Source organism: Thermoanaerobacterium sp. RBIITD (assembly GCF_900205865.1).
Taxonomy (GTDB): domain Bacteria; phylum Bacillota; class Thermoanaerobacteria; order Thermoanaerobacterales; family Thermoanaerobacteraceae; genus Thermoanaerobacterium.
In genome coordinates this window covers 2,956,538-2,969,085 of record NZ_LT906662.1, presented here as the reverse complement: position 1 = coordinate 2,969,085, position 12,548 = coordinate 2,956,538, and the positions used below count along the sequence as shown (strand labels likewise).

The window sequence follows — 12,548 nt, the reverse complement described above, 5'->3', positions numbered from 1 at the left end:
AATGTTATAATATTATTCTATCATTTAATCCATTTAATGAAAATCATTTTAAAGTATTTATAATTATTTACTTAATGTAAATATCACATTACCTTCGGATGTTTTCACATCGCTTAGTTTATATGCTACTAATGGGCTTTCAAAATTTAATGTTGTATTGTAATTCCTTAGCATATTGTTTAAATAATCGCCAGTAATAGCAATGCCTTTAATGTCAATAGATTTAATATCAAGCTTGACTTTACCTCCATCAATTGCAAAATTACCTTTAAGTGTATAATTGTCTTGGTCGCTTAATGTAAAACCACTACCATCAAATTTAATCCCAATGCCTTTTAATTTATCATCATAATTATTAATCATATCATTAATGGATTTATCGCTAAATACTGCGGATATAGAAAATAGCGAATAATCTATATTAACAGGTTTTAATGTTTCCCATGGTAATTTTGAAAGATTGTTTAGTAAATAATCAAGTGATGGTAAGCTCATGTCGATCGAATCGCTAATATTCAATATTTTTTGATAATCCGCAATACGCTTTCTTATATCTTCTAGCATCGCTGTTTTACTTATTTTTAATTGATTGATTTTATTTATTACATCATTCTGTTCATGCTGTTTTTTATTAAGGTCATTTTTTTGATTGTTCAAAGAAATTTCTTCGGCCTTTTTATTTTTAAGGAGGTAATTTATATGATCCAATTTCGAGTAAAAATAATTAGTAATTATGTCAATGTAGATTATCCTATGTAAAAGTTCTACAGCATTGCTTGACATTAAAATCAATGAAAGAATTGTATTTGTACCATCCATATACAAGAATCTAAACCAACCTTTTATACGGTTTCTCTCATTTTTAATATTCTGATTAAGACTTATTATTTCCACGTTTTTTAAATTGATTTGTGCATTTATTTTACTTATTTCAGCATTTATCTGGTCAAGTTCCCTTATTGATTTAGTTCTTTCCATGTCTAAATTAAGTAAATCAAGAATAATCTTTTGTTCTTCTGATTCAGCATTTTTTAAATCCAACACAGGGTCACTATACGTAGTTTTTATCATAGAAAATGATAGAGCGAATATTATTATAATTATTACAATTCTTTTCATATAATCTCCTCGAATAATAAAATCTATTTATATATTCGAGAAGATATCAAAAAATCCTTCTTAATATAATCAAGAATTTTTAAATCCCTTATTTAATATTCTAATGTCACCAACTTTTTTTGTTAATTTTATCGCATCAAAATATTCGAGTATACCTATAGCTATTCTGCGGCTCGTTCCTAACAAGTCCCTGTATATAGCAAGGGTGATATCATTATTATCTTTAAGATAATTTATAAGTATTTCCTTTGAATTATTAAAATTATTTTGTGTCAAGTAAATATAATCATTAATTTTAACGAGCTCGCCTTTTTCTACCATATAATTAAAAACAGGCAAAATATTATCATAGTCCTCTATCTCTCTCGGTCTTTTTACATTGTACTTTGCTGTTTCATATAATCTCAATAAACTAATTTCTATATTTTTTTGTTCATGTGTTAATGTTACATTAAAATTATACAGTGATACATTTTTTGCATTTATCTTTATTACTTTATCATCTTCCATTAATTTTAGGATATAATCTGTTAGCTTACTTTTCAAATTGCCAAATAGCTTAACAATAAGCTCTTCTTTTGAAACACCTTCTCTTAAAGGGTATTTTTTATGGTAATTTGATAAATAATCTTTTGCGTTTTTTTGTATACCTTCATATATCTTCTTATGATATAGATATATCACGCCATTAACATTAATTTTCAAAAGAGATGTCATTTTATCTATAACATCCTGAATATCAGGTATATTAAATCTTTTACTAACATCCATAATCGGAATAGGTAAAATAGAATTATAAATATATTTTTCTAATAAATATAGGTCTCCATTTTCATAAATTTTTTTAAGTTCTTCTATTGCCTCATATTTAAATCTTTTAAGTTTTACTGCATTTGGTATTAAAATAATACCACCGCCAATTGTTATCATTGGCGAATATGACCTTATAACAAATCTGTCATCCTTTAGGACACATACATCTTTTTCAAGAATTATCTGAGCATATGTGCTTTCATTACCATTTAATACATCTCTATCAAGTAGTACAACTCTTCCTATAGTTTCTGACGCTCCTGTATAAAGTCTTATTCTCTCTCGATTTTTTATGCTTTTGTTTTTTAATAAAGATAATTTCACGTCAACTATCTTAGAAGGTTCGATGACATCAGGTGGTGCAATAACATCACCACGACTTATTTCATCTTTTTTAACATCAGCAATATTTAATGCCGTTCTTTGACCTGCATAAGCTCTATCAACATTGGCATCATGGACTTGTATATTCCTCACTTTTGTTATTATCATCTCTGGATATATTTCTATTATATCACCATTTGTTATTGTCCCGGATATAAGTGTTCCTGTAACAACCGTTCCAAAGCCATGCACAGTAAAAACCCTGTCAATAGGTAACCTAAATATTCCCTTAAAATTTTTTTCAGTTATTTCTTTTGCTTTATTATCTATTATTCCAATCAATTCTTTTATTCCATAATCTGTTAATGATGATACCTCTATTATTGGAGCATCTTTTAAAAAAGTGTCTTTTAAATATTCTTTAATATCATCTTTAACCATCCTTAACCAATCATTATCGACCTTATCGCATTTGGTTATGACGACAATGCCGTTTTTTATGCCGAGATATGTAAGTATATCTATATGTTCCTTTGTTTGTGGCATCACACCCTCATCAGCAGCTATTACAACTAATACAATATCAATGCCATGTGCACCTGCCAACATATTTTTTATAAATTTCTCATGCCCCGGCACATCTATTACACCTGCCTTAACACCGGACGGTAAATCAAAATAAGTAAAACCTAAATCTATAGTTATACCCCTTTGTTTTTCTTCCTTAAGTCTATCTGTATCATTTCCAGTCAAGGCTTTTATTAAAGCGGTTTTGCCGTGATCGATATGTCCGGCTGTTCCAATAATTATATGTTTCAAGTTACTTCCTCCGATATATTTTTAATTGCATCATGTATAATTATATAATCATCATCAAATAGTGTCCTTACATCTATTATTACTTTATCTTGTATTATCCTTGTAATAATTGGTATTTCATTTATTCTTAATTTTTCTTCTAATTCATTAGCAGTCATATTTCTTATAGTTATAGCTATACCATAAGATGGTATAGCTAAACCTGGAAGTGAACCTCCTCCAGCCATTGATTCTATTTCAGCAATTTTTACATCAAGGTTTTTGATATCACCAGATATATTACGTAGATTTTCGGCTCTTTTGTATAATTCCTCTTTATCTAAAGTAAGCATAGCTAATACCGGTACATTTTTTTGCGGATCATCATCACGGTAAATCTTTAAAATATATTCGAGGGCTGATAAGCACATTTTATCGACCCTTAATGCACGAGTTAAAGGGTTTTTCTTCATCATTTCAATATACTTACGTTTGCCTAAAATTATTCCTGCCTGCGGTCCACCAAGTAATTTATCGCCGCTAAATGTAACTATATCTATCCCAGATTTGATTGATGATTGAACAGTCGGTTCATATGAAAGGCCATATTTAGTTAAATCAACAAGTACACCGCTTCCGAGGTCCTCCATTGTAGGCAGATTATATTTTCGAGCAATCTCAACTATTTTTTCTAATTTTACTTCATATGTAAATCCAATTATTTTATAGTTGCTTGTATGTACCTTTAATATTAAAGCAGTATTTTCATTAATTGCATTAATATAATCATAATCGTGAGTCTTATTTGTCGTACCGACTTCTTTTAATATTGCACCACTTTGGCTCATCACATCAGGCACTCTGAAAGAACCGCCAATTTCTACAAGCTGACCACGCGATACAATTACTTCTTTTCCCTTGGCAATAGTTGATAATGCAAGGAGAACTGCAGCGGCATTGTTATTTACAACTAAAGCCGCTTCAGCCCCAGTTAAAATACATAAAAGCTCTTCAACATGTGAGTATCTTGACCCTCTACTGCCAGCCTCTATATCATACTCGAGTGTTGAATAATGTGTTGATACATCTATTAATTTATTTGACATATTTTTAGGCAATGGTGCTCTGCCAAGATTTGTATGTATTACAATACCAGTACCATTTACTACTCTTCTTAGCTTAAATTGTTTTTCCTTACTTATATATTTAATAGCTTTATTAATAATATCTTTGTTATTAAACTTAATTACATCACCTTTAAGTATTAAATCTCTATAAAAATTTATAGCTTTTCTCACAGCATATATTATATTTTCCCTTTTAATAATTGAAAAAAGTTTTTTTATATCATTGTCTTTCAATATTTCATCAACAGAAGGTAGTTCCCTTAGTAAATCTTTCAAAAAAAATCTCTCCTTGTTCTACATGGAACTATTTTACATAAATATCAAATTCTCCTCTATCAATAACTCTTCCTACTATACTACATTTAAATCTTGTACCACTATTAAGCACCTCATATAGTGTATTTGCCTTATCCTCGCTAACCGATATCAAAAGTCCTCCGGATGTCTGTGGGTCAAATAACAAGTTTTCTATTGTTTCAGCAACGTTGTCTATCCTTATATACTTTTTTAAATAGTTTTTATTTCTATATGTCCCACCTGGTATAAATTCCATTGATGCAAGCTCTTTTGCACCTTCTATAAATGATATTTTGCTTACATCAAATTCTATACTTACTTTACTATAATGTGCCATTTCATAAGCATGGCCCAAAAGACTAAAACCTGTTATATCTGTACATGCATTAACACCAATTTGCATCATTATTGATGATGCATCTTTATTTAGATACTTCATAACATCTACGGCATTTTTTAATACATCTTCAGGGCATTTATCACGTTTTAGCGCTGTACTTATTACACCAGTGCCAATAGGTTTTGTAAGTATAAGAATGTCTCCTGGTTTTGCATTGCAGTTCTTGATAACCATATTCGGTTTTATTAACCCTGTTACAGATAGTCCATATTTCGGTTCATTATCTTGTATGGTATGACCACCAGCTATAAATACTCCTGCTTCTTTAACTTTATCATTTCCGCCTCTTAATATCTCCTTTAACATGTCAAGATATTGTGTTGGGAAGCAAACTATATTTAGTGCTAACAATGGTTTTCCACCCATTGCATAAACATCACTTAAGGCATTTGCAGCCGCAATCTGGCCATAATCGTAAGGCTCGTCTACTATAGGCGTAAAGTAATCAACCGTATTAATAATTGCATTATTTCCATCTATCTTATAGACGGCTGCGTCATCGTTTGTATTTAAACCAACCAACAAATTTTTATCATTAGGTATATCAAATTGACACAGAACCTGTGCCAACGCCTCAGGGCTTAATTTGGCAGCTCAGCCGGAACTGCATGACATTTGTGTTAATCTCACTCTATCTACCATGCAATCACCTTCAATCAACTGTTATTTTATCTTTTATTTGTTCAAATAGCTTAGGGCCAATCCTTGATACATTCATTATATCTTCTATCTTTTGAAATTTCCCATGTTGCTCTCTAAAATCAATTATTCTTTGAGCTGTTACTTCGCCAATCCCAGGTAGTGTATCTAGCTCAGCCTTTGATGCCGTATTTATATTTATTTTACCATCATTTGATTTACTTTCAAAACTATTTTGTCCATTATTACCTCCATCATTATTAGAAGGCCCGTTGTTTTCGCCTAACTTTGGTATCTTTATCATCTGCTCATCTTTTACTTTTTCTGCAAGATTTATGTTTGTAAGGTCTGCACCGTCTAATGCTCCGCCTGCAAGCTTTATTGCATCATCAATTCTGTCACCATCTCTCATTGTATAAACACCAGGTGATTTTACAAGACCAGTTATATATACCTTTAAATCCCTTTTTAGTTGAGACTTTTTTGTTTCTTCATCTTTACTGTCTTTTAAAACACTAGATTCATTTTTTATGTCCACTTTTATACCTGTGTCTTGTGCATTTTTACTTTTTACGTATATAAAATATCCTGAAACAAATAAAACTATAACAAGAAGAATAATTAAAGCGTATTGTTGTCTTTTGTTAAATTTTATCATATGTACACCCCTATTAAATTAATTCATATAATTATTTCTACATTATTATAAAAATTCCTTTTTATTTTTTATATTTTTTTGGTATACTTAGATTATAAGCGCAAAATGGAGGCAGAGAAATGAAAAATTTTTTATTGTCTTTTTTGGTCTTTATATTATTAATAAATTATATACCCCATGTCTACGCTATTGAAGAAAAGCCTCAAATTGTAGGGCCAACGGCAGTTTTGATGGATTTTACGACAGGACAAGTTTTATACGATAAGAATATGCATCAAAGAATGTTTCCTGCCAGCACAACTAAAATCCTAACAGCTATAATAGCATTAGAAAAAGGAAATCTTAGCGACATAGTAACTGCAAATGATGATGTGACTAAGATAGATGGAAATGCCATGTATCTTGTACCTGGTGAACAGCTATCACTTGAACAGCTCCTATATGCTATGTTGCTTGAATCCGCTAATGACGCAGCTGTTGCTATCGCAGACCATATAGGTAGTAGCATCGAAGGTTTTGCCGATTTGATGAATAAAAAAGCAAAGGAAATAGGTGCTAATGATAGCCACTTTGTAAATCCTAATGGGTTACCTAATGAAAATCATTATGCTACACCATATGATATGGCATTAATTGCGAGATACGCTATGAATAATGAGACATTTAGAAAAATCGTTAGTACAATGCATTATCAAATACCACCAACAAACAAATTCAATAAGCCAAGAGACCTTTGGATTAGCAACAAGCTTATAAAGCCGACTAGCTTTCATTATGACGGTGCAGACGGTGTTAAAACTGGTTATACGGTCGCAGCTAATCAAGTTTTCGTAGGATCAGCAACAAGAAATGGGCACAGATTAATTTCCGTTATAATGGGTGATGAAGGTGCAAACATATGGTCTGATACAATTAAATTACTTAACTATGGTTTTAATAATTACAATTTGGTGAAATTAGTTGATAAAGGTACAATTGTAACATACGCTGAAATTGGCAAAGTGAAATTCAAATTGCCACTTGTGTCAAAAGATGCTTTTTACTACGAAGTTCCAAAGGGAGAAGAAAATAGTATTAAATCAAAAGTTGAGCTAAATAATGATATAAACGCACCTATTAAAAAGGGTACTATCTTAGGTTTCTTAAAATATACCTTAGACGGAAAAGAAATAGGTAGTGTTCAATTATTAGCAAATGAGACAGTATATAAAAATTCAATAGGTACTTATTACAATGAAAGCAAAACCAATGTTGTTAAAGATCATAATAAGATAATGACATATATAGAATTCTTTTCCGGATTATTAGTTGTACTTTTAGCAGCTTTATTATGGCGAAAAAAAAAGATAAAAGCGAAAAGTAAATATATTTTTACTAAATAAAAAAGAATTTTTAAACCCTTTTTTATCTATATAAAAATTTTGATAAGTAAGGTCTTTTTATTTTTACTGCTTTATGTGGGCATAATTCTTGACAGCAAAAGCATCTTATACATGTTTTTAAATCAACCAACGGTTTTCTATTAATCATTTTTAGAGCTTTTGGTGGGCAACTCGATACACATATACCGCAGCTTTTACATATTTCATGATTAAATTCTGGATATGGTTTTACATATTTATCTATGTATTTCGATAAAAATGGTGGAATTTTTTCTGTAACGCTAAAACCTCTCAGTGTTGGTATGTCAAAATCACTTACTTTAGCATCGTTAATGCTAAGACCCTTAATATCGATATCTTCTAATTTACCATATCCTCTTTTTTGTGCCATAAAAACAGTAGGCACATCCTCTGGCTTTAATCCTATTATTGATGTTGCAACTGTATCAAGTGAAAATACATCATTTGATGCAATAATTAGGCCAATATCTTTTGGCTTTCCGGCGGATGGTCCATTACCTTCCATACCAACGACAGCATCCATAAAGGTTAAAACAGGCCTCAAAAAATTATTAAGGTCGATAAGCATATCTGCGAAGTCTTTAATGTTTGACATGGTTAAATGGTATCCAGCTTTAACAAGACCAGGTATTACTCCGAACTGATTTTTAACAGCTCCTGTGTATACTGTCATACCGTGTGTCTTTAATTTAGGAATTGAAATAATTAAATCACAATCCATTATTGCTTTCATTATTGTCGCTTGTTTTATTACTTTTCCACCAGGTATCTTTACTGATAGCTCATCCGTTATAAAATTCAGTTCTGCACCTGTTCGCTTTGAAACCTCTTCCATGCCAGTTGACTCATAAATTCCCTTTAATGCCCTTTCACTAAAAGGGCCTGATGGACTGTCACCTATTATCGGTATAGCACCAATATCTTTTACAATGTTTGCAACTGCCTCAACTATAGCAGGATGTGTCGTTACAGCATCATCGGGTTTATTTTTTTTAAGCAAATTTGCTTTTAAAAATACTTTATCACTTTTTTTCACATACTTATCAATGCCTCCAAGATTATTAATACATTTATTAATCGCTGATTTTACCTCAGTGCTACTATATGTCCTGCATCTTTCTATAGATACAATACTCAAGATATACACCGCCTCTTACTTTAATTATTTTAGTACCTATCAATAGAATAATAATACATTATTTCAGAAATAACAATCTTATATAAAATTAAAAAGAACGCTTATATAAGCGTTTCCCTTTGTCTTATGCTACAACAATTAATTTTTGATATTCATCAAGGATTTTTGAAACTCTTTCTTCTTCAGATATAATTCTATCATTTTCGTAATCATATGCATAACATGCTCCATTTACCACTTTAGTTTGTAGTGCTCCTCTTGCGCTCTTATTCCCTTTAAGATGTGGAGCATCTAATATCCCCGTTTTTATAGCTATCGATAGTGAGTGTGGATCTGATAATGGGTCATTGCAATATTCATTTAAATCTTTAATACCTTTTAGTATAATATTTGCATCATTAATAAGCACATTTTTGCGTATTATTATATCACTATCTTTTGTGAAATCTACCATACCCGAAAGTGTATTTTTTATTACAGCTTTTACAATTTTTACGCTTTCTATAATATCATCTGGTGTTGCCGCATGATGTGCTTCACAAAAACCTACAACATGATAAATGTGCGGTTTAATTGCCATTGATAGATACGCACTCGATGCAAGCTGCCCTTTAGCTTCATAAAGGTCCTGCGGCATACTGGCAAGGCCAGCCCTTGCCTGTCTTATAACTTTAAAATTTTTATCTTCAAGGCTTTCAATCATCTCTATAGATGCTAACATTTTTGCAAGATCCATTTTTGGTGAAATAGATGGTGGAACATTAAACATAAATTGAGCTATATAATTTTTAACACCCATTTTTTTAGCATTATATGCAGCTAAGTAACTTGCAGCAACACATATAGCGTCATGAGCATCCCTTAAGCTCCAATGATGTGCTTCATTTACTTCAACAGGTATATTTTGATCTGCATGCCACTTCATCAGTTTTTGATTTTCTGCTATTGCCTCTTCTACCTGTCTTGGACCCCTCCCATCTAATATATTATACCAACATAATGGAATTGCAGCCCATGCATTATGAATAGTGTTTTTAAGCATTTTCGCCATTTTAAAAATGTCATTTGTACCGCTATAGCATCTCAATAATGGATAGTTGCCGCACCTTGATGCCTCATAAAGTCTTCTAAAATCTTCTTCAGTCCTTAAAGGAACACCACCTGCACCATCAAGAGATTTATTGTATTTTTTATCAAAGAAATGCTCTTGAGTGTTTTGATCCGGTGCAAGTGAAATTACATCCAGTATTTTCTCCTCTGCTATTTTTTTAATTCCTTTAAGTGTATCTTCAAATGAAGGTAGTCCAAAATGGTGTCTTATTACAGGGTATGGATAACTTTCATTTATCCTGCTTATTATATCCTGTTCATACATTTCTTCACCAATGGTAATTTTATTACCTTTCAAATATGATATTGTATACTCATCACCATTTGTACCGTCAAATATAGCTTCAAAAATTCCTGACTCTTTCGCAACTATTGCGTTAGGCTCTGTACCACCAAAAATCCATCTTATTTTGTTAAGATCATAATAATCTATTTTACTTTTTAAAGTCTTTAAAATATTTTTAAGTGAATCTGATGTTAATCTGTAGCTTACACCAACAATATCCGGTTTCTTATTTATTACATTATTTATAAGATTATCAATCGAAGTTGCGGGACCTAAAAATTGAGTAGCATACCCTTCCTTTTCTGCTAATCTTAAAAAATTAAAAACACCAGCTACATGTACATCATTTTCTAATGATGCTGCAATAATTAATTTTTTCATGCGACCGTAATCTCCTCCTTTACACCACATGCAATATTTCTAATCTCATCAGCACTTTTACCTTCAAGCCCAAGTTTTTGAGCTGTTCTGCCAATTTTCCAGTAGTTCTTTTCGTGCATGCAAGATGCTAGATGGATTACTGAGTCAATTGTATGTGTAGGAATCCCCAACTGTTTTCCTATAGATGAAATTGGTACAAGGCTCATCGGAACATCTTCAAAAATGTATCTGCACTCAAGTGTCTTTGGTGCTGACAAGCCTCTATATGCATCAGTATCTTGTATTGCCTCATATAGATTATCCCCATGTGAACCATAAGTTTCTTTTAGCCAGTCTAATGCTGTAACGGCATTTACACCAAGTGCATGTGCAACTGCTATTCTTTCTTTATCTATTCTTTCTAGTATTTTTGCTACAGATGGTGATATACCTTCTAAATAATATTGAAAATTTCCATCTGTTGTCTCTATTCGCGCAGAATTTAAAAGAGTTGGTGTTGGATGAAATATCGAACCTATATTATTTAAGCTTGTAACTAAAACATTTTCAGCCGGAATGATTTGTGTATATGCTAAATTCAAAAGATTAACAACATAATTTGTTCTCCACGAAGGTATTGCAGCTAATGATACGACATCTTTTATTCTGTAAATCTTAGCAACACCATTATTTGACCTACATGCATAAATAAATGTATCTGTTTCTGATATTGTAACATCGATATCATTTCTCTTAATAATAATATTGTAAAATTCAATTGCTCCGAATGTTCTTCCAGGATTTAAAACTATTATTTGACCACTTTTTAGATATGGTAACATTTCATATGCTATATCAGAATGTCCTGATGCCGGAATAGTTACCATTATAATATCTACATTGCTTATTGCTTCTTCGATATCATCAGTAATTTTGTTTATTTCACCAAAACCATTTGTTGGGCCCTCAAGATATATACCACCATTATTTAATATTTGAATAAGTTTTTCATACGTCCTATTATAAAGATTGACTGAAAATCCCATCAAAGAAAGATGTGCCGCCATTGCCTGACCGCCATTTCCAGCTCCAATTACTGCAAAAGATGGTAACTTCATTGTACACGACCTCCTTCTACTTTTGGGTAACAAAAAAGCTATAGAGAAAATCTACAGCCTGAACACGGTTACTAGTAGAAGGACTTATAACCGAATATATCCATGCTATCTCCTCCTCTTTCAACGCTTACGAGGTTAGCTGACGGGTTAGGATCGAAAGATAACCCTTCCATGCAATATGGATTCACCCCTTTAACTGGGTCCCCCGCTTCTTATGAATTAAGCGTTTAGCATCATATTAAGTTATATAAATTATACCATTTTTGTCTTAGTATTGCAAATTTATTTTAGTATTTGCTTAAATCATCACCAACCCTTATTTCATCAAGATAATTATATATTGTATATCTCGATACACATAATATTTTTGCCACATAGTCAATCGCGCCTCTTATGAGGAATGTACCTTTAGCATCGAGCATTTTTACCATATTTACTTTTTCTTCCTTAGACATAAAATTCACAGGTTTTCCATAATTCTCAATTGTAGTATTTACTATATTTTCAAGGACATCATTAACATTTCCGCTATAAGGCTCGGCAGATAATTCCTCACCATCGTTTATCTCGCAAAGGTCTTGAAGTGTATTCTTTACCATAATATATTCTGAGATATCAATATTTATGCATAAACACCCAATTGGTCTTCCACTGTCATCTTTAAAATAAACAGTAGTAGATTTTAATATTTTTCCATCTTTACCCTTACTTTTAAAATTAACTTCATTATCAGTTTTATTGGATTTTAATGCTTTTAAAATAATCTCAGGTATTGGGTTACCAACTTCTCTGCCAGTTATGTGGCCATTACCAACTGCGATAACAGAACTCTGTAAATTAGAAAAGTCATAAAGTACAACTTCACAGTTTTTGCCAAATGTTTTTGCAATACTTTCTACAACAGGTATCATGTTCTTTAAAATAGGATGCGTTTTCGATGGCACTTTTATCCCCCCCC

Annotated in this window: 10 protein-coding genes and 1 riboswitch; of the genes, 1 reads left to right on the top strand and 9 read right to left on the bottom strand. The window is 31.5% G+C overall.

Annotated elements, in window-relative coordinates:
• Nucleotides 1-63: 63 nt before the first annotated feature.
• The 5 genes from CPG45_RS14360 to CPG45_RS14340 all read right to left on the bottom strand — a co-directional run bounded on the left by CPG45_RS14360 (nt 64) and on the right by CPG45_RS14340 (nt 6,175).
• Nucleotides 64-1,119 carry a coiled-coil domain-containing protein gene (locus tag CPG45_RS14360; protein WP_096232638.1) on the bottom strand — a complete coding sequence of 352 codons (1,056 nt, stop codon included), beginning with the start codon at nt 1,117-1,119 and terminating at the stop codon, nt 64-66.
• 69 nt (nt 1,120-1,188) lie between these two features.
• The gene (selB, locus tag CPG45_RS14355) at nt 1,189-3,075 is read right to left on the bottom strand and encodes a selenocysteine-specific translation elongation factor (protein ID WP_096232636.1); all 1,887 of its coding nucleotides are present in this window, start codon (nt 3,073-3,075) and stop codon (nt 1,189-1,191) included.
• Nucleotides 3,072-4,457: an L-seryl-tRNA(Sec) selenium transferase gene (gene selA, locus CPG45_RS14350; RefSeq protein ID WP_096232634.1), complete on the bottom strand. Its 1,386-nt coding sequence runs from the start codon at nt 4,455-4,457 to the stop codon at nt 3,072-3,074. Before selA ends, selB begins: the two co-directional genes overlap by 4 nt.
• A gap of 28 nt (nt 4,458-4,485) precedes the next feature.
• On the bottom strand, nt 4,486-5,520 hold the full coding sequence (selD, locus tag CPG45_RS14345) for a selenide, water dikinase SelD (RefSeq protein WP_096232632.1): 1,035 nt from the start codon (nt 5,518-5,520) through the stop codon (nt 4,486-4,488).
• Between the two features lie 10 nt (nt 5,521-5,530).
• Nucleotides 5,531-6,175 (bottom strand): helix-hairpin-helix domain-containing protein, encoded by a 645-nt coding sequence (locus tag CPG45_RS14340; RefSeq protein ID WP_096232630.1) that lies wholly within the window; start codon nt 6,173-6,175, stop codon nt 5,531-5,533.
• A gap of 119 nt (nt 6,176-6,294) precedes the next feature.
• Between CPG45_RS14340 and CPG45_RS14335 the strand changes: the two genes are divergently transcribed.
• Nucleotides 6,295-7,557: a D-alanyl-D-alanine carboxypeptidase family protein gene (locus CPG45_RS14335; protein WP_096232628.1), complete on the top strand. Its 1,263-nt coding sequence runs from the start codon at nt 6,295-6,297 to the stop codon at nt 7,555-7,557.
• Between the two features lie 22 nt (nt 7,558-7,579).
• Here CPG45_RS14335 and CPG45_RS14330 read toward each other — a convergent pair whose 3' ends face one another.
• The 4 genes from CPG45_RS14330 to CPG45_RS14315 all read right to left on the bottom strand — a co-directional run bounded on the left by CPG45_RS14330 (nt 7,580) and on the right by CPG45_RS14315 (nt 12,534).
• Entirely contained in the window at nt 7,580-8,725 is a 1,146-nt protein-coding gene (locus CPG45_RS14330; protein ID WP_231968816.1) for a DUF362 domain-containing protein, read from the bottom strand.
• A 115-nt stretch (nt 8,726-8,840) separates the two neighbouring features.
• Entirely contained in the window at nt 8,841-10,493 is a 1,653-nt protein-coding gene (locus tag CPG45_RS14325) for a cobalamin B12-binding domain-containing protein (RefSeq protein ID WP_096232624.1), read from the bottom strand.
• Complete coding sequence (locus CPG45_RS14320; protein ID WP_096232622.1) at nt 10,490-11,590, bottom strand: NAD/NADP octopine/nopaline dehydrogenase family protein; 1,101 nt, start codon at nt 11,588-11,590, stop codon at nt 10,490-10,492. Before CPG45_RS14320 ends, CPG45_RS14325 begins: the two co-directional genes overlap by 4 nt.
• Before the next feature lie 110 nt (nt 11,591-11,700).
• Nucleotides 11,701-11,826, bottom strand: a riboswitch (cyclic di-AMP (ydaO/yuaA leader).
• Between the two features lie 51 nt (nt 11,827-11,877).
• Nucleotides 11,878-12,534 carry a helix-turn-helix transcriptional regulator gene (locus CPG45_RS14315; RefSeq protein ID WP_096232620.1) on the bottom strand — a complete coding sequence of 219 codons (657 nt, stop codon included), beginning with the start codon at nt 12,532-12,534 and terminating at the stop codon, nt 11,878-11,880.
• Nucleotides 12,535-12,548: the final 14 nt, after the last annotated feature.

Bases quoted from the DNA above. Each gene is read 5' to 3' on its own strand.
- CPG45_RS14360 (WP_096232638.1), bottom strand. From the start codon at position 1,119: ATGAAAAGAATTGTAATAATTATAATAATATTCGCTCTATCATTTTCT.
- CPG45_RS14340 (WP_096232630.1), bottom strand. From the start codon at position 6,175: ATGATAAAATTTAACAAAAGACAACAATACGCTTTAATTATTCTTCTT.
- CPG45_RS14335 (WP_096232628.1), top strand. From the start codon at position 6,295: ATGAAAAATTTTTTATTGTCTTTTTTGGTCTTTATATTATTAATAAAT.
- CPG45_RS14325 (WP_096232624.1), bottom strand. From the start codon at position 10,493: ATGAAAAAATTAATTATTGCAGCATCATTAGAAAATGATGTACATGTA.
- CPG45_RS14320 (WP_096232622.1), bottom strand. From the start codon at position 11,590: ATGAAGTTACCATCTTTTGCAGTAATTGGAGCTGGAAATGGCGGTCAG.